This window comes from Bacillus cereus group sp. MYBK216-1, from assembly GCF_051916495.1.
In the GTDB taxonomy this organism is placed as follows: Bacteria; Bacillota; Bacilli; order Bacillales; family Bacillaceae_G; genus Bacillus_A; species Bacillus_A thuringiensis_K.
In genome coordinates, this window is record NZ_JBQAGT010000003.1 from 647,167 (window position 1) to 666,993 (window position 19,827).

Sequence of the window (19,827 nt, forward strand, 5' to 3'; positions counted from 1 at the left end):
GGGAAAGAATAATGAAAACTGCTGAAAAGTTAGATCAGATTATAAAAGAAGAATATGAAAATATGAATGGTATGTTAGTAATGCAGAAAGGTAATGTTATTTTTGAAAAATATTATAACGGTTACGGTCCAGATGATGCATTTCACATAGCGTCAGTCACAAAAACGATAATCTCTGCGCTAATTGGGATATGTATAGATAAGGGCTATATAAAAAGCGTTGATCAAAGAGTAATAGAATTTTTCCCGGAATATAACGTTCATTCACCTGAAATAACAGTAGAGCATCTTCTTACGATGACAGTTCCACACCCTTTCGTAGACTGGCAGGAACCGTTAGAAGAACTATGTACACAACAAGATTGGGTACAGTATACGTTAAATAGGATAGGAAAAGGCGGAGAAATCGGATCTTTTAAATACTCATCTGCAGGAGCTCATTTACTATCAGCAATCATAACGAGCGCAACAGGAAAAAGTGCCCGTGAATTTGCGAATAAATACTTATTTCAGCCACTCGGCATGAGAGAAATTCCAAACTACAATATGAAAGCATTTGGATTTGATGACTTATTCGGAAAAGATGTAAAGGGATGGGTTCACGATCCAAATGGTATTTCGACGGGCGGCTGGGGACTAACGTTAACAGTTAAAGATATGGCTAAGTTTGGACAGCTGTATTTGAATGAAGGTATTCATAATGGAAAACAAATACTATCAAAATTATGGATAAAAGAATCGACAACAATGAACCCAAATCAATATGGTTACTTATGGTGGTTACGAGAAGAGGATAGAATTTTTTCATACTGTGCAATGGGCGATGGTGGGAATATGATTTGCTGCGTACCAGAGAAGGAACTGGTGGTGGCGATTGCTTCTGAAGTTGTGCCAGAAGCAAAGGATAGATGGAGATTAATTAAAGAGTATATACTTTTAAAAGAGTAATGGTGAACTTGTAGAAAAATTTAAATGCTCCCCGTAACTTTCCTCAATAAAAAATCGTTAAACATTAGGAAGGGTTATTAATCACGAATGGGGGAGAACTATGAAAATATTAATTCTAGGCGGTACACGATTTTTAGGAAGAGCTTTTGTAGAAGAGGCCTTAAAAAGAGGACATGAAGTTACATTATTTAACCGCGGAACAAACAAAGAAATTTTTCCTGAAGTGGAGCAACTTATCGGTGACAGAAATGGTGATGTATCAAGTTTAGAAAATCGAAAATGGGATGTTGTCGTGGATACATGTGGGTTTTCTCCGCATCACATTCGGAATATTGGAGATGTCTTAAAAGATAATATAAAACATTATATATTCATCTCAAGCCTTTCCGTATATAAGGATTGGATCCCGCATGACATAAAAGAAGACTATATATTACAACCTGAACCAACGGAAGAGCAAATAAAGGCTGTAGAGAATGGTGAAATATCTCATTATGAGCATTATGGTGCACTAAAAGTATTATGTGAAAAAGAAGCAGAGAAATATTGGCCAGGGCGTGTTGTACACGTAAGAGCAGGACTTCTTTCAGGAATGTTTGATTATACAGATCGACTTCCATATTGGATCGGGCGTGTAGCAAAAGGAGGTAAAGTGTTAGTTCCAGGAAGAAAAGACCGTCCAGTGCAAATAGTTGATATAAAAGACGTCGCAAACTGGGGACTAAACATAGCAGGAAATAAAAATGTAGGTACATTCAATGTAACAGGTCCAAATTATGATTTGACGATGGAAGAGCTATTAAATACGTGTAAAAAGGTTATGAATAGTGATGCTGAATTCGTTTGGGTAGATGAATCGTTTATGAATGGACATAAAGTACAGCCTTGGACAGAGATGCCACTATGGCTTCCAGAAACTTTTTCATTAGAAGGTGAGACGAAGCCGTGGAAAGGTGGGTTTTCTATAAGTATCGAGAATGCTGTTAAAGAAGGACTTACTTTTAGAAAAATAGAAGAGACAGTTACAGACGTGTATGAGTGGATGAAGAGTACAGACGAATGGGAATTAAAAGCAGGTATTTCAGGGGAGAGGGAGAAGGAATTGTTAGAAAGATGGTATCAATAAATTTAGCGGAGTCCTTTGAATATACTTGATTGCACATAAGGAGGAGAAAAGGTGATGTGGAAAGACACCATTCACAGTATCTCATCAAACTTAAGCTTAAAAAATTCGGCTACGAAGGAGGAACTTACTGATATACAACAATGTTTATATGTGGAGTTACCGAATGATTTATATCAATTATTACAAGAAACAAACGGTATAGAAGGTGAGTACGGGGACTTTATATGGTCTGCTTCAAAAATTAAAACTGAAAATATGAATATGAGAAATATAGCTGATTTTAAGGATCTATATATGCCTTTTGGCTGTTTATTATTTTTTGCTGATGGCGGAAATGGTGATTTGTTTGGCTATTCCATTTTGAATGGAAAAGTGCAAAGAGATGATATATATGTATGGAATCATGAAAATGATAGTAGAACGTGGGTTGCTCCTTCTTTAAAGACTTTTATGGAGTGGTGGGAGAGTGGGAAGATAATAATTTAAATATAGTATCAAAAAAAGTGCCTTGTTACTAAAGAAACAAGGCGCTTTTTCACGAATAATTAATCTACTACTCAATCGGTTCTTCCCCATACATCTCCCATAGCTTAGGAAACATCTTTTTTAAACCTTCTTCATCGTCTTCATTCCAGTCAAATTCAAAATCTACATCGTTGAATTCTTCATTAGATAAGACATGGTAAAGTGTAAAGTAAGTATCATCTTCGTCACCAGTTTTTTCTGCATATACAGTGAAACCGAAATATAAAGAAAGTTCTTCAATCTCTGGGACGTCATACTCACTCAAGTTTTCTAATACAGGAATTAATCGTTCTGGATCTTCAATACAAGCTTCGTATGTCTCTTTTCCTTGATATAATAACCATCCGCGGAAGTAATCGAAAGTATCATCTGAACAGCCACCCATAATAATATAGGCTGCTGCCCATAAACGGGAGGTATAGGAATCTTTCAAAATACGATGCATATGCGTATCGAAAGCAACAATTTCATGTACTGTACGTTTAGCAAGGTGGGAAGTAAGCCATTCTATTTGTTCTACTTGTTCCTCACCTTTCGTTTTTGCACGATTAAGTAGTTCCCAAAATTCTTCTTCGGTTATTGTCTTTTCTTTTATGTAATCTTCCCCTTGAATAGGGTTTATATATCCTTTTTTACGTTTGGAAGCAACTAGTTTATTAGCTTCTTTCATACATTCTTCTTCTGTTTCAAACTCTTTCGCTTTCACACTGCCAGCTGTGCCGATTTTTCCGTAAAACACAACATAGTCTTTTTCTTTCACAACGATTTTCCAAAACTTATTTGATTTCTCAGTTTGCTGGATTAATAACGTTTCCATCCGTACCCCCATAATGTTTTCTAGTGTGCAATGTGATTGTAACATATGTATATACACTTGTAATGATGAAAAATAAGAGTTCGGAAAATTCGAAAACGATTGAATGAAGTGGATAAATTTAGTAACCTTATTTGTACAGTAATTACATAATTGTTTTGTAATAATTCGATATTTATATGAGGGGGCATTACGGATGGATCTTACGTTTAAAGTAGAGGAAACATGTTTTAATTACCGAGTCGGAGCAATTTGTAAACAAGGTAATAAACTACTTATTCAGCAATGTGACGGTGAAGATTTTTGGTACGTACCAGGCGGAAGAGTGAAAATGTTAGAGAATAGTGAGGATGCGTTAAAACGAGAGCTTGCAGAAGAATTAGGTGTTCCTATGAAAGGGAAAAGATTAATATGGTCAGTAGAAAATTTCTTTACACTTTCTGAGCGAAAGTTTCATGAAATTAGTTTTTATTATGAAGTAGAGCTACATGAGTTACCTGCAAATGGAGCGGATCAATATATTTTGGAAGAAGAGGGTAGAACGTATTTGTTTAGATGGGTGCCAGTTGAAGAACTGCATACATATAACTTACAGCCTGCATTTATAAAAGAGAAAGTAAAGGATGTATCAGTTCACACAGAACATATCGTATTACAAAAGTAAATGTATTCGGAGGGGAAAATGGTGAAGGCAACTAAAAAAGAGGTACATATAAATGACAAAGTAATTTATTACACACATATCGAAAAAGGTTCTAGTACCGTTTGCTTTATGTTTTCAGGTTCAGGATACAATTATGATAAGCCGTTATTTTATTACGCAACGATGTTAATGCTTGAACATAAAATAGATGTTGTACATATTCATTATTCTTATGACGAACAAGTAATGAATAAACCAATGGAAGAAGTAACGAAAGTAATGATGGATGATATTAATCCTGTAATAAATGAAGTATTAAAAGATGAGCAATACAACGAGACTATGTTTTTAGGGAAGTCACTCGGAACAATTCCGATTGCAAATGATTTAATGAAGAGAGACGAATTCGCGCAGTCAAAAATGATATTACTTACACCTTTACTGACGTTTGATACAATTTTTGATTCTATCTTACATAGTCGACACGAAGGGTTTTTAGTTATTGGGGATAAAGATCACCAATACAATGCAGATCAAATTGATCAGTTATATAAAACGAATTTACAGATTGAAGTTGTCAAAAATGCAAATCATTCTGTAAATGTTGGGGGATATGAAACGGAAAATTCAATTGAGGCTATAGCGAAAATAATAGGAGAACTTAAAGAAGTTGTTAGGACAAACTAACCTATTAATACATGCAAAAGAGGTGCGAATTGCACCTCTTTTACTTTAATAAGCCTTCAAAACATGAAGTAAATAATCCTTACGGTTCAGCGGATTATAATCAACACGTTTTCGAGTAGGGAAGGGAGCCATAAGCTTTGTGAAACCAGCTGGCTTCGTTGTAAATATGCCGTCTCCTTCTGTAAATGAATGTAGCATTCGTTTAAAATTCTCTGTTTTTGCAACAGGTAATGATCCTGTTAACTGGTAAGAGTTATTATTCAATATAGGCTCTCTAAAAGTTGCTGGAACGGCAGCGAGCTTATACATCGCGGTACTAATTGCGTGCTCCGGTACAGTTAATTCAAACTCGTTTATTGGTTCATATACATGTGTTTCAGTTTGCTTTAAAGCATCCATTAATACGATCGGTGTTAAATTTCTAAAGTCACTCGCTGTTGTAACAGGACTAGCATAACCAGTATGTGTTAACGTGACGATAATATCTGTAACTTCCCATCCATATAATCCTTGTTTTAACGTTTGAAATACCGTATCTTCAATCGCTTTATGGAATGCTAAAGGTAGTGAGCCGAGCTCAACACCTAATTTATATGTTATGCCGCAATTAAGTTCACCACGTTCAACTTTGAATCCGACTGTTGCGTAAAATGGATTGGCTTTTTCACCCATGACTTCAACGGAATTCCCAATGCCAATTGGCTTTTCAATACATACAACTCGCGTATTTGAAAAAGTAACCTGCAAATTATATTTTTCAAAAAGAGTCGTTTCAATTACTTCTTTCTGTACTTCACCGAAAAGGCGAATATATAGTTCATTATGAACATCATCTTTCCACACTTTAATAAGTGGATCTTCTTCACATAGCTCCATAAGTGCAGCGTATAAATCATGAATTCTTTCTTTTGATACTGCATCAATGGAAGCTTCCATTTGTGGTTCGGCAAAGTGAATATCTTTTATATAATCCGTACGTTCACCAATAATATCACCAATTTTAATATCATTCAGTCCCCACACTTTGCAAAATTCTCCGCTAGGAACGATAGAAGCTTGAACAACATTCCCGTTATGAAATAGACATATTTTCTTAACCTTTTCTTTATGCCCCAGAACGTCTCCGCGCTGTATATCAACATATTTTCTTACGTGTAAACGACCAGAAAAAACTCTTACATAAGCAATCTTTTCTCCAGAAGGTTCACGTTCAATTTTAAACACAACACCGGATAATGTTTCGTTTTCTGCCGACTTATTAGCTGGAAATAAGGTTGAAATATTTTCGAGCAGTTCAGTTACACCTATACCTGTCATGGCTGAACCGAAAAAGATTGGGTACACACTTGCTTGCTGTATTTGTTTTTCGAGTTCTTCTCTTAATAATACGTCCGGTACGATTTCATCATTTACATATGACGCAAGTAACGATTCATTATATGGCGCTAACAGTTCCGTACAATCGTCATATGATTTGTATGCAATAATCTGGGCTCCTTTCGTTCCTACGTTTAGAACAGAATAGAAGGGGAATGCTTCATTTGAAAGAACCTCTTTTATTTGTTTCATAACTTTTTCAGTGTTTGCGCCACTACGATCAATTTTATTAACGAATAAAATAGTCGGTATGTTTAGTTTCTGTAATGTTCGCATTAAAATTTTTGTTTGTGCTTGCACACCTTCAACGGCAGAGATAACTAAAATCGCACCGTCTAGAACGCGGAATGATCGCTCCACTTCAGCGATAAAATCAGCGTGTCCAGGTGTATCAATGACATTTACTTTTACATCATCAATAAAGAAAGAAACGACAGATGCTTTAATCGTAATTCCGCGTTGTCTTTCTAATTCCATTGAGTCAGTTTGTGTATTACCACTATCTACTCGGCCAATTTCTTTAATCACATTCGTTTCATAAAGAATACGCTCAGTCAAACTCGTCTTGCCAGCGTCTACGTGCGCAACAATCCCTATATTTATTGTTGTCATTTGTGAATATCCTCATTTCATTTTCCATTTTCAATTCCTCATTTCTATTTGTGTATTGCCGCATTATCAATCACTCTCCAGTTCTTTAAATTAGTATTATTATAGTGCAATTAACATTATTTGTAACGCTACAAAGCGCCTTAATTTGGAAAAAATAAAATAAAAACAAAATGCTTGCATTCTAAATCGATATAGATTATATTAATTGACATATCAACTATTGATACATCAAATGTTTTTATTTTGATTGTAAAGGAGGGTTAATTTGACAAGTTCATGCTCAAAAGAAGCGATTATTTTATATAAATTACACTTTCTAAATAAAGAAGTAAGTTCGAAATTTGAAGGGTGTACGGGTATGAGCCAGTCTCGATTAGAGCTTATACTTCAATTATTTGAAGTAGGTGAAATTAGTCAAAAAGCACTTCAGCAAGAAGTGAATATTGATAATGCTGCGATAACAAGGCATTTAAAGCAGCTTGAGGCCAATGAAATGATTGTAAGACGTAAAAATCCAGAAGATAACAGAATTACGTTAGTTTCTCTTACTGAAGAGGGACGAAATAAAATTCAAGCGTTTCAAGAGGAAAAAGAACGTTTTGCAGCATCTGCATTTAAAGGATTAAGTGAGGAAGAACGCGATAATCTTTTAAATATGTTAAATCACATTCAAGAAAATATAAAAGAATTATAAAAAAGGGAGAATACAACTATGACTAACTCAGTAAAAACAAATGATTTTAACGAAATTTTAACAGGACGTCGTTCAATTCGTAAGTACGACCCTTCAGTGAAAATTAGCAAAGAAGAAATGACAGAAATTCTTACAGAAGCAACACTTGCACCATCTTCAGTAAACATGCAACCATGGAGATTCGTAGTGATTGAAAGTGACGAAGCGAAAGCAACACTTGCGCCACTTGCGAAATTCAATCAATCTCAAGTAGAAACATCTTCAGCAATGATTGCTTTATTTGGTGATTTAAACAACTTTGATAACGCAGAAGAAATTTACGGTACAGCAGTAGAGCGTGGACTTATGCCAGCAGAAGTAAAAGAAGATCAAATGAAAAAACTTTCAGCTTACTTCTCTATGGTTACACCAGAAGTAATGAAAGATACAGTATTAATTGACGGTGGTCTTGTAGCGATGCAATTTATGCTAGCAGCTCGTGCGCACGGTTATGATACTTGTCCAATTGGTGGATTTGAAAAAGACCAAATTGCAGAAGCATTTGGACTAGATAAAGAACGCTACGTACCAGTTATGTTAATTTCAATCGGGAAAGCTGCAGACAGTGGTTACCAATCAGTACGTCTTCCAATTGAAAAAGTTGCAGAGTGGAAATAATTTTATAAAAGAACTTCAATAAGTGAAAGATGAGAGGGGAAACACCATGATTATTATTCACGCAATATTTCAAGTAGATCCAGCGAAACAACAAGCATTTTTAGAAGAAATTCAGCCACTCATTCACGGTTCAAAAGAAGAAAGTGGAAATGTATCTTATGACTTATATAAAGATACAGAAAAAGAAAGTGTTTATACGATGGTAGAAGTATGGAAAGATGAAGCAGCAGTTGCGAGTCATAATACGAGTGAACACTTCACATCTTTCGTTAGTAAAGCAGCACAGTTTTTAACTGCTCCGCTTAATATAAAAGCTTATAATGGAGAGTTAGTAAAATAATAAGGTAGAAAAAGATGACTTTAGCATATGGCTGAAGTCATCTTTTTTGTATAAGTAGAACATAATTTCGACACAGTTATGTTGAAATTATGTTCAATAATAGTGGTGAATTGTATGTTAAATTCGAACATTCGGTTTATTAGAATATTTTTCCATGGTATAATTTTCTTGAAAATATAAGGTAGAGGGGAGTAAGTGATGGGAGAATTTCAAAGTAATTTGCATACGGCAACGCAACTTGCAACGAAAATGAGAAATGCTTCAGATCGAATGCAAAGTGCTACTAGTCGCTCTATAAATAAGGCAACGCGTACTACACTATCTGTGAACTTCAAAGCACAAGAAGCAAATCAACAAAATTTACAGATCACGAAACAATTTTGTACTGCTTTTCAACAAACAATTGATAATATCCATTCCGTAGCAAATGAATTTGAGAAAATGGATACAGGACTTCAAAAGACTTTTCAATAATGTAACAACCTACGTAAAGGGGAAAAGGTAGGGAGAAAAGATGAGTCAAGGAATTGAAACGAGAATCAATCAATGTAATCAAAAATTACGAATTATATTTGAAGAACAAAATGAAAACCGAATCGCGCTGCAAAATCAAGAACGAGCTGAGGCTAGTTTTCATGAATGGAAAAATAGAAGCAATCGTTTATTTAACCGAATACTAGAAACTTGGCACGGCGACAAAGAAGTGTTTCACCTTTTTACGAATATGCGGCAAGAAATCGGACAGTATGAAAGAAAACTTACATTCGAATTAGAAAATGAAAAAGAGACGTTGCTTAAAGAAAAACGGCATCTCAGTGAGAAAGAAAACGACCTTTCCTATGAACAGCAGCAACTACAAAGGGAGGCCAATACATGAGTTTAAACATGTATTTGGGAGAAGTACAAAATCAAACTCAAAGTATGAACGCTATATGTAATGCTACGATTCAAAGTATGGAACAAGCCATTCAATCTATTGATGCCTTTGCGATAGACACAGTATTACAAGGACAAACATACAGTAGTGCAAAAGCCTACCTTGTCCAAACATTTCGGCCACTAGCGCAAGGAATCATATGCCTATGTGAAGAATTAATTCGCCAAAATGAAGCATTTCCAAATGAGTTCCAAGCGAAAGTTGCTTCGACAGATGTGATTGAACAAGAAATAAGAGAACAAATAAGGGGAATTAATCAATCGATTACAAGTATAGAAGCAATAGAAGTACTTACAACAATGCCTGGAGTAGGTGCAATTGTAACGGTATTAGGTGCAATGAGAAAAAAACTGGAAGAAAAACTAGAGCATTTATATGAATTCAATCATTCATCCAGCAACAACTACAGCACCGCTCTCCAATTAGCAGCTAGCATCACAGCCGGACTTGCTGAAGTGCAAAGTGGGAAAGGATTTAGTCCTGTGAGTGGTACGTTTAGTACACAAGGGTTGAATATGGATTGGGTGAGTTCGATTCAGGGGATTATAGAAGAAACAGCTCGAAAAAACGAGATCAAAGAAATTACTTTGCAAAAACAAGAAATGAACTTACAAGAACAGGAAGACAATAGATCATGGCATGAAAAAACAGCCATTTATGCGCAATCATTTTTGCATGGAGTTATCGAATTTTTTCAAGGTGCTGGTGATGCAGCACTAGAAAACTTTTTTGGACTACAACCACATGAGAATGATAAATTAGAAAGTAAGACAACTTACCAAGCTGGAAGGTTGGCTGGAAATGTTATATCAATAGCCGGGTCCATTGTAGAAATGTTTGAAGCTATTTCGCTCATAGGTGGATCTAATTTCTTAACTATCGTCGCAGAAGTAGGAACTGGTGGATTGGCATCACCAATTGTTATTCCATTAGATATAGCAGCAACAGCTGCTGGGGCTAGTCTTTTTGCACATGGTGGATTTGTATGGGATAAATCGATTCAAAATACTAAGGATACTATTCAAAAAATCCAGTCTTCTGGTGGAGGTAAGGGTGCGAGTAATCGAATACCTTCTTATGGAAAAGATTCTGTACCTAAAGGTCCATACCGTGAAGTAAATGGTTATCCAATAAAAGTGAAAGCAGGAGCTCAAGAAAAGCATATTCCTGATACACCGAACTATAAACAAGAATTAGCAAATGGAAAAAATAAGAGCATTTTCTATGGCGATAATAAAATAGCGCAAGAATTGCTTGATAAGTTCGCCGGGAAAGGTGAACTATTAAAAAACGGTAGAGAAAGAGTAGACTTTGGTGAGCCAATAGGAAAATATTATGACCGCAATACTGGTGAATACCATGAGACTACTAAAGGGTTGATCCATTATGGAAAAGATGGCGCTCATATAGTACCATCAAGGCCATAAAAATCATAAGAAAAGAGGATGTAAATGGGGTACGATTCTTTAATTGGAACATTAATAAATTATGAACATAGTGACATGATACTAGAATGGAAAAGTGGATTGAGGATTATTGGAGAACTAGATACAGTTTTTGAAACAGACAATGGACTAGATGAGGATGATATAAATTATACAGAATATGATGCAGCTGTATTTAGAGTAAATAATATTTTATCTCGACCTAATACAAACGAAGGTACTGTATATAATTGGTTAAAACAAGAAAAAAGTTCATTGGTTGAAATTTCTCTCTATGATGATCCGCCAAGTGCAGTGTTTTTAACTGACGGAAAAAGAGTATGGGAAAGAAAAATGTGTAAATAATAGGTGGCATTTAAACTGTTACCTTATTAGTCAAATTAGATGTAGTTAATTTTGATATATGGTTTTTAAAGGAATCAGAACAGGCTACTAACATATACTCTGGTATGAAGAAAAGATATCCTAATCGTAAGCTGATTCCTTTTGCTAAAAGAGTTGATAATGATGATACTGCATGTTTTGAAATCGGCAAAGGAAGTAAAGTTCAACTTATTCATGATTTTGCTTCTGAAGGCTTTGAACAAAGAAAAGAGTTTGATGATTTTTGGGAGTGGGTCGAAGTTGCTATGAAAGAAATGATTGATTACAATCGGAGTGAAGAAATTGAATAAACAAAAATTCTATACAAATTTAAGTAAAGAAGTATCTTATGCTTTACGTCATGCTCCATGGGAATACGAATTGGAGTTAGATGAGAATGGGTGGGTTTCTGTTGAGCAACTTTTACAAGCACTTCACCAATCCATTGAATGGAGAGATGTGAAGATAGAAGATTTAAAAATAATGATTGAGAAATCTGAGAAAAAAAGGCATGAGCTAAAAGAAAATAAAATTCGTGCGTTGTATGGACATTCTATTCCCATGAAAATAGTAAAGGAAGAAGGCGTTCCACCTAAATTTCTTTATCATGGTACATCTCCTCGCTTTTTAAATTCTATTGAATCAAATGGTCTATCACCTATGTCGAGACAATATGTCCATCTTTCTGAAGATATTATAACTGCTGAATTAGTGGGGAAAAGAAAAGATAAGCATCCTATTATTTTAGAAGTTAATACTGAAAAAGCTAGAGAAGAAGGCGTTAAATTTTATTTAGGAAATGAAAAAGTTTGGTTAGCAGATGAGATTCCTAGTGAGTTTATCGCAATTAATAAGAATTACTTGAATCTATTCTACTAGATTATGACGGCAGGAAAAATTTTTTCTTTAAGATATATATTTGAATGAACCACGTTATCTGTCTTAAAATAAACAAATAAATGGCGAGTTACTTATGGAAAATAATCAACAAGAGAGACTTCACATTTGAGGTCTCTTTTGTTGATTTCAATTGAAAATTATTATTTGAGCGAATGCACTTTCGTACCTTGCATTTCACAGGCACATAGGCTTCAATTGATGCTATATAGTATGTTTTTCAATGTCAAAAAACATTAAAAAAAACAGGGCAAAATTATTAAATAGCCGGGTCCATTGTAGAAATGTTTGAAGCTATTTCGCTCATAGGTGGATCTAATTTCTTAACTATCGTCGCAGAAGTAGGAACTGGTGGATTGGCATCACCAATTGTTATTCCATTAGATATAGCAGCAACAGCTGCTGGGGCTAGTCTTTTTGTACATGGTGGATTTGTATGGGATAAATCGATTCAAAATGCTAAGGATACTCTTCAAAGAATCCAGTCTTCTGGTGGAGGTAAGGGTAATGGTGATGGTGGCCAGGGAGCCAGTGTAGCAGGGAACATTGGAAAAAATGATAAACTAGCAAGTCAAGGACATGTTGATGCTGGCGTTTCAGGGGCTCCAAAAGTTGATGCAGGAAAACAAGGTAAACATGTTCCTGGTCATGGGAATAATGTCTCAACCAAATCGCAGTGGGGAGCAGGGAAGAATGGAGTAGTAGAGACACAAGAAGCATGGGTGAAAGGAACACCAGTAAAGCCAGATGGAAGTGTTAGAGTACATGATTTTGGAAAACCAATAGGTCCAAATGGAGAAACGAGGGTAAAGGTTCATATGGATGGTAAAGGAAATATACATGGATACCCTGTACAATAAAGGAGAATAATTATGAGTGATGAGATACTAAAAGTTGTTAATAAATTATATAAACAAGGTGATTTCCAATATGTTTTGGGGAAATTTGTTGATAAACATTTCTGGGATGGAGAAATTAATAAAATATCAAATATAAACGTTGATAATATTACTGATTTTAGTTATTCATCATGTTTTTCTTACATTTTTCTACCACTAGATGTGAAATTTCGTTTTGGTAGTGTAGAATTCAGTGAGTATGTTCGGAAGCAATCAGAAATTAATTGTGTAATGCTAATGATTTCGGCAATCGCGCCATATGCAGTGGTTAAATATTTAAGATATAGATACACTAATGGTACAATCGAGCTAGTTGAAGAGTCCTCGCCATACAATGATGAATCTAAGAAAATAGGAAGTAGTATTTTAAAATTATTAGATAGTAACGGAATAAAGAATCTTGATAAAGAAACGTTAAGTATTGAAGTGGAGGATGTTTCGTTAGAGTTAAAGGAAACAGGTGTTACTATATATAATTGTTTATTTGAAGATGAGTATTAAAAAGAAGCATTAATGATTGTCCAGAAACCAAAGAAGGGATACAAATAATAGAGGTAGATTAGTAGTTGTTAAGAAGTGATTACAGTTCGAAAATATAGCTGGTTATTTGAAAAGCCATTTAAAAGTCTGATTAATGTTATTTTGTGTAATGATAATACAAAATCTTGTGAATTCATGAAAAAATACTTGTTAGGGCAATGGTATGTTGGGCATAATAATATGGTATGGTATGAATGCCATAAACATTAAGAAAAATTATATTTTGGTTATTGGAGTTTTGAAAGTGGAGCAATTATGAAAATTTTAGGATTAGATGATAGTATATTAAAAGATATTTCTTATTATCCTTATGACATGGTTCATTTTAAAAATGAATAAATTCTCTATGCGAAAAAATAATATTAGTACAAAGAGATAATTATTATTAAAATAATCAAAAAATATTTAATTACGCTTGTAACAGAAATATGTACTTATAGCACTTGATTGTCGACTAAAGGCAACAAGTGCTTTTTATTTAGGGTATGGTTCAAGTTGATAAAGTAGCAGAGAGCATTATGTTGCTAGAAACTTAAATGAACATCAATTAAAAGTTGTAGAAGCCAAGAAAAATATTATGAAAAAAAGCAAAAAAAGGTAATTATGGTGAAATAAAATCTAATGACAATTTATTGAATAATCAAAGTTTAAAAGAAGCTGGATTTGATTTAAAGCCAGTCGGAAAAAGTGCACCAACAGGCATAAATGATAAAATAGTAAAAGGGATTGATGGATTATACGAAAATGCAAATCCAAATTCAAATATTAAATATGTTATTGATGAAGCAAAGTTTGGTAGTTCACAATTAGGAAAAACTAAAGATGGACCACAAATGTCAGATGGTTGGTTGAATGGTGCGAAGACCCGAAAAAGTAGAATATTGAAGGCCGTTGATGGAGATGCAAAATTAGCATCAAAGATTACGAAAGCATTACAAGATCAGGAAGTTGAGAGAGTGTTATCAAAGGTTGATAGTAGTGGAAATGTGAAAACATATAGGTTAGATGAAGAAGGAAACAACATTGGAGAATGGCCATAATTTAGAAGTTAGGAGGAATTGAATAGTATGAGAGATCCTTTATGTATAGAAGAAAAATGTAGAGAAGGAATAGAATATAATAAAGAGTTTATTGAGGAAAATAGAGAGGAGATTAAAAGTTTTGAAGAAGATGAAAGGAATGGTATTCAAAGAAAGGCTAAAGATAATAAAAGTCTTATAGAAGGAAGGTATCTATTAAATTTTAATTATGAGTTAGAGGATATTAACGCAAAATATTCCCTAGGAGAAGCTATCCATACAATAGAAGGAGATTTTGACAACGCTCTTATTGATTTGGGGCATATAGGGGAAAGAGAAGTTGGATATTTAAATCTAATTTGGATGATATCTCTAGGAATTTTATTAGAGACGGAGAAAAAGAATCTTGTAAGTTTAGCTAAGCTAGTTGAGAAAGAAAATATGAATGACGCAGTAATCGATTTCCTCTTATGCGCTAGTGATATCGGATACACAAAAATGACGAACAGATATTATAAAGAAAATCCATATGCAAAAACGAGAGAGATTATAGAACTTGCACAAACAGATAAAAAAGAAGCATCTAAAAGATTACAAACGTACATGGAGAAAGAATGGTTTAAAGGCCATTATGATTATGAATGGAAAAATGCGCATAAAGAACCTGGATATGTAGGGTATTGGAGCTTTGAGACAGCTGCAATAGTAAAGATACTCGAACTTGATGATACAAGTTTAAAAGATAATAATCATTATCCATATGATTTGGCACATTATAAAAATGAAATGAAATTTAAGCATATAGACCTAAGTGAATATCACTATGAAGATGAGACAGAAGAAATCGAGGATATAGTAGAAGGAATTGAACATAATCCTGCATTGGAAAACATTATTCCGCCAAAATGGCATTCATTGGTCAATGAATTGATCCATGACTATGATAATATGGACGATAGTAGTTTTTATGAAAAATACAAAAAAACGATAGGAATAGGTCAAGTGTGGTTCTTACCACAAGAGTATGAAGAAGAAAATGAGCAAAAAAATCTATTAGGAAGTTTAATTGTGTTTGCTCTGACGGTAAGAGATTATATATTACAATTGGACTATAAAGAAGATTTAGAGGACTACATCGATAATCTTAAAAATTTCTGGAATGTTTCAGAAACAAAGTTAGTTCAATTTATGTTAGAGAATGATCAAAATTATTATGCATGGGTACCAAAAGAAGTAAATATCCCAAATATGTATGAAGTGAAGGTAGAGAGTGTCGATGTAGAGGAAGTTCTATAATAAGCAAATTAAAACATTGTGTATCATGAGTAACGTTGAAAAACTAATTTATACGGAATTTAATGAATTAAGAGGTTAAAAATAGTGGTAGTTTGGAGAATCCAACTGCCACTATTTTTGTGTTTACGAATGGTTCTGTAAATTAAGTAGAGTATTTCAGAGTATATATATTATGTAGGAGAAGTAAATAAGTTAAAGGCGCTAAATAAAATCGGTCATATCGCAAAGACATCAAGTGGAATAAGTACAATTGCTAATGCAGAAAAACTAGCAAAAGAATTGAAGCCTACCCTTGAAATGTTACAATCATTTAAGAGAAATGCTTCCTATGCATTCTCTAGTGTTGGTGGAACTATTGTAACCAAAATACCTCAAGGCGAATTATTAGAAGCTTTTTATAAGTTTGCGAAGTCTAAAGATGGTGGTAAGGGTACGGGTGAAACACTATCTAAAAAGAAATCAATACCGGACTTTGTGAAAAAGCAATGGGAAGCAGGGAATAGATTTAATAAGGAAAATCGTCCTCGATATCCTTATAATGAAGTAGAGTTAGAGGCAAAGGAAATCAATGGGAAGAAATATGTTGTAGATTCTTATATTCCGAGTGAAGAAATTGTCTCGAGGAAATTTACCCAATTGGCTGAAGTAAAAGAAAAGACGGCATTAAGTTATTTAAGTGAGTTTACTAAAAAGTATTCTTCCGGTTCAGAAATTTCTTCAGGCAAATTTAATCCTAATGCTTTAAAAGGTGGTCGACTAGATGGAGAGTTAATTTTGGAAATCCCTGTACAAACAAAGCCAGTTCCACAAAAAATTATTGAAGAGGCGAATGAGAAAGGGATTATTATTCGTGATATTAATGGGAAGGTGTATAATTAATGGAAATTTATTATTGTGATAAGTGGTCTAATATAAAAAAGAAGCCTTGGAATATTATTGATGAGAATGCAGCCAAGACACTTCATGAAAATCGTCATTCTTATACTGCTGTTCTTAGTGATGGAGAGCAGCCAAAGTATTTAGTAAATGTCACTGAGAAATGGGTATCGGTAAGTTTTTTTGATGATTTTCTTCGTAAATATTTACACTACGATTTTATTGTTAAAGAAGATAATAGACTATTCCTAAGGACAATAATGTATTGGGAATATGACGGGGATACACAGTTAAAAAGTATGATTTTGGGGTATCAAGAAAATGGTCATATTGCTATGGAGCAAAAAGATTCTAAAACTGGAGAAGTAGAAGAGCGAGAGATAAAAGATGATGTATCTAGAAATTGGGATGCATTCCCTAAGTTTGGCCAATACTTATATTTGTGCAAAGAAGAGAGGTAATTCTTTTGAATATAAGAACAATAACTAGGCGAGATAGCTATTAGTGGGCTAAGAATATAAATAAATGGAATAAACATCAAACTAATGAATTCGTAAGTTTTAAAGATATTGTAAAGTTAATTGGAAATTTCCCCAAATAATCCTACTTAATAAACAGATGAACTTAAAGCACTTGATTGTCGACTAAAAGCAACAAGTGCTTTTTATTTCGGAATTACAATATTTGGTACGGTGAATTATATATTCAAAAATACCAAAACAAAAGTTTCAAATGATGAAGTGCTTCCACAATTCTCTTTCATGATATGAAGAAGTTTTCAACGACTGGATTATCGTAGCAGTTTACTCTACGAGACATGCCAATCAATCGATTACAAGTATAGAAGCAATAGAAGTACTTACACCAATGCCCGGAGTAGGTGCAATTGTAACGGTATTAGGTACAATGAGAAAAAAACTAGAAGAAAAACTAGAGCGTCTATATGAATTCAATCATTCATCCAGCAACAACTACAGCACCGCTCTCCAATTAGCAGCTAGCATCACAGCCGGACTCGCTGAAGTGCAAAGTGGGAAAGGATTTAGTCCTGTGAGTGGGACGTTTAGTACACAAGGGTTGAATATGGATTGGGTGAGTTCGATTCAGGGGATTATAGAAGAAACAGCTCGTCAAACCGAGATGAAACAAATTACTTTGCAAAAACAACAATTTAACTTACAAGAGCAGGAAGACAATAGATCATGGCATGAAAAAACAGCCATTTATGCGCAAACGTTTTTGCATGGAGTTATCGAATTTTTTCAAGGTGCTGGTGATGCAGCACTAGAAAACTTTTTTGGACTACAACCACATGAGAATGATAAATTAGAAAGTAAGACAACTTACCAAGCTGGAAGGTTGGCTGGAAATGTTATATCAATAGTCGGGTCCATTGTAGAAATGTTTGAAGGTATCTCGCTCATAGGCGGATCTAATTTCTTAACTATCGTGGCAGAAGTAGGAACTGGCGGGTTAGCGTCACCAATTGTTATCCCATTAGATATAGCAGCAACAGCTGCTGGGGCTAGTCTTTTTGCACATGGTGGATTTGTATGGGATAAATCGATTCAAAATACTAAGGGTACTATTCAAAAAATTCAGTCTTCTGGTGGGGGTAAGGGTGCGAGTAATCGAATACCTTCTTATGGAAAAGATTCTGTACCTAAAGGTCCATACCGTGAAGTAAATGGTTATCCAATAAAAGTGAAAGCAGGAGCTCAAGAAAAGCATATTCCTGATACACCGAACTATAAACAAGAATTAGCAAATGGAAAAAATAAGAGCATTTTCTATGGTGATAATAAAATAGCGCAAGAATTGCTTGATAAGTTTGCCGGAAAAGGAACCACTGTTACCAAAAATAAAGAAAGAGTGGACTTTGGTAAACCAATAGGTAAATACTATGACACTGTGACCGGACAATATATAGAGACTAATAGAGGAATGATACATTATGGAAAAGATGGTGCCCATATAGTACCAGCAAAACCATCAGAATAAAATTAAGAAAGAGGATGTCTATGGAAGCAGATTCTTTATTTAAAACATTAACAGAGCATGAAGGTGTAGAAATCATATTAGAGTGGAACAGTGGGTTGAGAATTATAGGCAAAACAGACACATTTTATGAGACAGACAATGGATTAGATGATGATGACCCCGCATACGCAGAATATTATGCAACAGCATTTCAAGTAAATCATATTTTATCTCAACCTTCTACTAACGAAGGTATTGTATATAATTGGTTGATACAAGAAAAAAGTTCATTGGTTGAAATTTCTCTCTATGATGATCCGCCAAGTGCAGTGTTTTTAACTGACGGAAAAAGAGTATGGGAAAGTGGAATATGTAAATAATAGGTGGTATATAAACTGAGACCTTGATTGGCATATATGCTTTTCAAGGTTTTTCTATGTTTTTAACACCTGTAAAGGGTGTTCATCAGTGGCACGAAATTGGTTGCAAGAATAAGAGGCAGATGAGAGTATGAGTGTACTTAGGATATCTAATAGAAATCAATGTCGATTCTTTAAAGAAACAATGAGACGAACTCAAGAGATTATAGAAGTACAAGCTGGCAAACCAAGATGAAACAATTTACTTTGCAAGAACAACAATTGAACTTACAAGAGCAGGAAGACAATATTGCTGCAGCTAGAGAGGTTGGGATAGCGAAAAATGTGTTGCAACAAGAAGGGCTTTATTTACAAAGATCTAGTGGTTGTGATAAAGGTGATTCGGGTTGGTATATAGGTCCTATTAATGAAGAAGTATCAGGAGAATTAGAGACCATATACGCCTACGAATTATTAAAAATGAAACCTGCAATTATTCAAGTACTAGCTTTACCGTATAATTATTTAGTAGTTTTTGAGAAAGACGAAATTAAATCGATTTTAAATGAAAGTGATATTGATATTTGGAGTGAAATAGAAAGATAGTGAATGTATATAAGGTGTTAAATACCCAATATGAAAATTACGTGAGTTAAGCACCTTATTGTCAATATACGATAATAGGTGCTTTTTTGCGTGCAATGAAGAAAAAATAAAAGATTCATTTTCACTCTATTTCATCTTCGAATTACATGTTATAATTTGGAAAAAATATATTCTTAATTTTTAGATAA

The 19,827-nt window shown here is 34.2% G+C and carries 21 protein-coding genes and 5 pseudogenes; 24 read left to right on the forward strand and 2 right to left on the reverse strand.

The window, feature by feature from the left end:
* The first annotated feature begins 11 nt into the window (after positions 1–11).
* From ACTFRH_RS13530 to ACTFRH_RS13540, 3 genes are all read left to right on the forward strand, one after another.
* Positions 12–947 (forward strand): serine hydrolase domain-containing protein, encoded by a 936-nt coding sequence (locus ACTFRH_RS13530; protein ID WP_000844647.1) that lies wholly within the window; start codon positions 12–14, stop codon positions 945–947.
* Positions 948–1,047: 100 nt separating this feature from the next.
* The gene (locus tag ACTFRH_RS13535) at positions 1,048–2,073 is read left to right on the forward strand and encodes an SDR family oxidoreductase (protein ID WP_000697705.1); all 1,026 of its coding nucleotides are present in this window, start codon (positions 1,048–1,050) and stop codon (positions 2,071–2,073) included.
* Between the two features lie 54 nt (positions 2,074–2,127).
* Complete coding sequence (locus ACTFRH_RS13540; protein ID WP_033703563.1) at positions 2,128–2,559, forward strand: SMI1/KNR4 family protein; 432 nt, start codon at positions 2,128–2,130, stop codon at positions 2,557–2,559.
* Between the two features lie 67 nt (positions 2,560–2,626).
* On the opposite strand, the gene ACTFRH_RS13545 is transcribed toward ACTFRH_RS13540, so the two are convergent.
* Positions 2,627–3,415, reverse strand: coding sequence for a DUF4240 domain-containing protein (locus ACTFRH_RS13545; protein ID WP_000449114.1), 789 nt, complete (start codon positions 3,413–3,415; stop codon positions 2,627–2,629).
* Between the two features lie 193 nt (positions 3,416–3,608).
* On the opposite strand from ACTFRH_RS13545, the gene ACTFRH_RS13550 reads away from it, so the two are divergent.
* Positions 3,609–4,076: an NUDIX hydrolase gene (locus ACTFRH_RS13550; RefSeq protein WP_000366254.1), complete on the forward strand. Its 468-nt coding sequence runs from the start codon at positions 3,609–3,611 to the stop codon at positions 4,074–4,076.
* A complete protein-coding gene (locus ACTFRH_RS13555; RefSeq protein WP_003301736.1) occupies positions 4,077–4,742 on the forward strand; it encodes an alpha/beta family hydrolase in 666 nt (221 codons plus the stop codon).
* Between the two features lie 45 nt (positions 4,743–4,787).
* Here the strand turns inward: ACTFRH_RS13555 and ACTFRH_RS13560 are convergent, their stop codons facing one another.
* The gene (locus ACTFRH_RS13560) at positions 4,788–6,731 is read right to left on the reverse strand and encodes an elongation factor G (RefSeq protein ID WP_000207818.1); all 1,944 of its coding nucleotides are present in this window, start codon (positions 6,729–6,731) and stop codon (positions 4,788–4,790) included.
* A gap of 265 nt (positions 6,732–6,996) precedes the next feature.
* Here ACTFRH_RS13560 and ACTFRH_RS13565 point away from each other — a divergent pair, with 265 nt between their 5' ends.
* The 19 genes and pseudogenes from ACTFRH_RS13565 to ACTFRH_RS13655 all read left to right on the forward strand — a co-directional run bounded on the left by ACTFRH_RS13565 (position 6,997) and on the right by ACTFRH_RS13655 (position 19,639).
* Positions 6,997–7,425 (forward strand): MarR family winged helix-turn-helix transcriptional regulator, encoded by a 429-nt coding sequence (locus ACTFRH_RS13565; RefSeq protein ID WP_000204164.1) that lies wholly within the window; start codon positions 6,997–6,999, stop codon positions 7,423–7,425.
* An 18-nt stretch (positions 7,426–7,443) separates the two neighbouring features.
* Positions 7,444–8,082: a nitroreductase family protein gene (locus tag ACTFRH_RS13570; protein WP_000185391.1), complete on the forward strand. Its 639-nt coding sequence runs from the start codon at positions 7,444–7,446 to the stop codon at positions 8,080–8,082.
* Positions 8,083–8,128: 46 nt separating this feature from the next.
* Positions 8,129–8,422 carry a putative quinol monooxygenase gene (locus ACTFRH_RS13575; RefSeq protein WP_000583801.1) on the forward strand — a complete coding sequence of 98 codons (294 nt, stop codon included), beginning with the start codon at positions 8,129–8,131 and terminating at the stop codon, positions 8,420–8,422.
* Positions 8,423–8,620: 198 nt separating this feature from the next.
* Entirely contained in the window at positions 8,621–8,896 is a 276-nt protein-coding gene (locus ACTFRH_RS13580; RefSeq protein ID WP_000503639.1) for a TIGR04197 family type VII secretion effector, read from the forward strand.
* A 40-nt stretch (positions 8,897–8,936) separates the two neighbouring features.
* Positions 8,937–9,299 (forward strand): DUF3958 family protein, encoded by a 363-nt coding sequence (locus ACTFRH_RS13585; RefSeq protein ID WP_000077520.1) that lies wholly within the window; start codon positions 8,937–8,939, stop codon positions 9,297–9,299.
* On the forward strand, positions 9,296–10,786 hold the full coding sequence (locus ACTFRH_RS13590) for a polymorphic toxin type 50 domain-containing protein (RefSeq protein ID WP_000056061.1): 1,491 nt from the start codon (positions 9,296–9,298) through the stop codon (positions 10,784–10,786). The genes ACTFRH_RS13585 and ACTFRH_RS13590 overlap by 4 nt, the downstream gene beginning before the upstream one ends.
* 24 nt (positions 10,787–10,810) lie before the next feature.
* Positions 10,811–11,149 carry a hypothetical protein gene (locus ACTFRH_RS13595; protein ID WP_000540189.1) on the forward strand — a complete coding sequence of 113 codons (339 nt, stop codon included), beginning with the start codon at positions 10,811–10,813 and terminating at the stop codon, positions 11,147–11,149.
* Positions 11,150–11,175: 26 nt separating this feature from the next.
* A pseudogene (locus ACTFRH_RS13600) lies at positions 11,176–11,478 on the forward strand (hypothetical protein); the annotation flags it as partial.
* Positions 11,471–12,046: an RNA 2'-phosphotransferase gene (locus ACTFRH_RS13605; protein ID WP_001041380.1), complete on the forward strand. Its 576-nt coding sequence runs from the start codon at positions 11,471–11,473 to the stop codon at positions 12,044–12,046. The pseudogene ACTFRH_RS13600 and the gene ACTFRH_RS13605, both read left to right, overlap by 8 nt.
* Positions 12,047–12,327: 281 nt before the next feature.
* A pseudogene (locus ACTFRH_RS13610) lies at positions 12,328–12,924 on the forward strand (hypothetical protein); the annotation flags it as partial.
* Positions 12,925–12,936: 12 nt separating this feature from the next.
* Complete coding sequence (locus ACTFRH_RS13615; protein ID WP_001278746.1) at positions 12,937–13,464, forward strand: hypothetical protein; 528 nt, start codon at positions 12,937–12,939, stop codon at positions 13,462–13,464.
* 75 nt (positions 13,465–13,539) lie between these two features.
* Positions 13,540–13,842 (forward strand): annotated as a pseudogene (locus tag ACTFRH_RS13620) (PoNe immunity protein domain-containing protein).
* Between the two features lie 293 nt (positions 13,843–14,135).
* On the forward strand, positions 14,136–14,543 hold the full coding sequence (locus tag ACTFRH_RS13625; RefSeq protein WP_001064791.1) for a hypothetical protein: 408 nt from the start codon (positions 14,136–14,138) through the stop codon (positions 14,541–14,543).
* 27 nt (positions 14,544–14,570) lie between these two features.
* Positions 14,571–15,818 (forward strand): PoNi-like cognate immunity protein, encoded by a 1,248-nt coding sequence (locus ACTFRH_RS13630; protein WP_001205553.1) that lies wholly within the window; start codon positions 14,571–14,573, stop codon positions 15,816–15,818.
* Positions 15,819–16,013: 195 nt separating this feature from the next.
* Positions 16,014–16,697 (forward strand): annotated as a pseudogene (locus ACTFRH_RS13635) (cytoplasmic protein); the annotation flags it as partial.
* On the forward strand, positions 16,697–17,155 hold the full coding sequence (locus ACTFRH_RS13640) for a hypothetical protein (protein ID WP_000409335.1): 459 nt from the start codon (positions 16,697–16,699) through the stop codon (positions 17,153–17,155). The pseudogene ACTFRH_RS13635 and the gene ACTFRH_RS13640, both read left to right, overlap by 1 nt.
* A 352-nt stretch (positions 17,156–17,507) precedes the next feature.
* Positions 17,508–18,695, forward strand: a pseudogene (locus ACTFRH_RS13645) (polymorphic toxin type 50 domain-containing protein); the annotation flags it as partial.
* A 20-nt stretch (positions 18,696–18,715) separates the two neighbouring features.
* Complete coding sequence (locus ACTFRH_RS13650; RefSeq protein WP_000387012.1) at positions 18,716–19,054, forward strand: hypothetical protein; 339 nt, start codon at positions 18,716–18,718, stop codon at positions 19,052–19,054.
* Positions 19,055–19,285: 231 nt separating this feature from the next.
* A complete protein-coding gene (locus tag ACTFRH_RS13655; protein WP_000808870.1) occupies positions 19,286–19,639 on the forward strand; it encodes an immunity protein Imm33 domain-containing protein in 354 nt (117 codons plus the stop codon).
* The last annotated feature ends 188 nt before the right edge of the window (positions 19,640–19,827 follow it).

What these genes read in the sequence shown, in the direction of transcription:
- ACTFRH_RS13530 (WP_000844647.1), top strand. Translation starts at nt 12, where the DNA reads ATGAAAACTGCTGAAAAGTTAGATCAGATTATAAAAGAAGAATATGAA.
- ACTFRH_RS13535 (WP_000697705.1), top strand. Translation starts at nt 1,048, where the DNA reads ATGAAAATATTAATTCTAGGCGGTACACGATTTTTAGGAAGAGCTTTT.
- ACTFRH_RS13540 (WP_033703563.1), top strand. Translation starts at nt 2,128, where the DNA reads ATGTGGAAAGACACCATTCACAGTATCTCATCAAACTTAAGCTTAAAA.
- ACTFRH_RS13545 (WP_000449114.1), bottom strand. Translation starts at nt 3,415, where the DNA reads ATGGAAACGTTATTAATCCAGCAAACTGAGAAATCAAATAAGTTTTGG.
- ACTFRH_RS13550 (WP_000366254.1), top strand. Translation starts at nt 3,609, where the DNA reads ATGGATCTTACGTTTAAAGTAGAGGAAACATGTTTTAATTACCGAGTC.
- ACTFRH_RS13555 (WP_003301736.1), top strand. Translation starts at nt 4,077, where the DNA reads ATGTATTCGGAGGGGAAAATGGTGAAGGCAACTAAAAAAGAGGTACAT.
- ACTFRH_RS13560 (WP_000207818.1), bottom strand. Translation starts at nt 6,731, where the DNA reads ATGACAACAATAAATATAGGGATTGTTGCGCACGTAGACGCTGGCAAG.
- ACTFRH_RS13570 (WP_000185391.1), top strand. Translation starts at nt 7,444, where the DNA reads ATGACTAACTCAGTAAAAACAAATGATTTTAACGAAATTTTAACAGGA.
- ACTFRH_RS13575 (WP_000583801.1), top strand. Translation starts at nt 8,129, where the DNA reads ATGATTATTATTCACGCAATATTTCAAGTAGATCCAGCGAAACAACAA.
- ACTFRH_RS13580 (WP_000503639.1), top strand. Translation starts at nt 8,621, where the DNA reads ATGGGAGAATTTCAAAGTAATTTGCATACGGCAACGCAACTTGCAACG.
- ACTFRH_RS13585 (WP_000077520.1), top strand. Translation starts at nt 8,937, where the DNA reads ATGAGTCAAGGAATTGAAACGAGAATCAATCAATGTAATCAAAAATTA.
- ACTFRH_RS13590 (WP_000056061.1), top strand. Translation starts at nt 9,296, where the DNA reads ATGAGTTTAAACATGTATTTGGGAGAAGTACAAAATCAAACTCAAAGT.
- ACTFRH_RS13595 (WP_000540189.1), top strand. Translation starts at nt 10,811, where the DNA reads ATGGGGTACGATTCTTTAATTGGAACATTAATAAATTATGAACATAGT.
- ACTFRH_RS13615 (WP_001278746.1), top strand. Translation starts at nt 12,937, where the DNA reads ATGAGTGATGAGATACTAAAAGTTGTTAATAAATTATATAAACAAGGT.
- ACTFRH_RS13630 (WP_001205553.1), top strand. Translation starts at nt 14,571, where the DNA reads ATGAGAGATCCTTTATGTATAGAAGAAAAATGTAGAGAAGGAATAGAA.
- ACTFRH_RS13640 (WP_000409335.1), top strand. Translation starts at nt 16,697, where the DNA reads ATGGAAATTTATTATTGTGATAAGTGGTCTAATATAAAAAAGAAGCCT.
- ACTFRH_RS13650 (WP_000387012.1), top strand. Translation starts at nt 18,716, where the DNA reads ATGGAAGCAGATTCTTTATTTAAAACATTAACAGAGCATGAAGGTGTA.
- ACTFRH_RS13655 (WP_000808870.1), top strand. Translation starts at nt 19,286, where the DNA reads ATGAAACAATTTACTTTGCAAGAACAACAATTGAACTTACAAGAGCAG.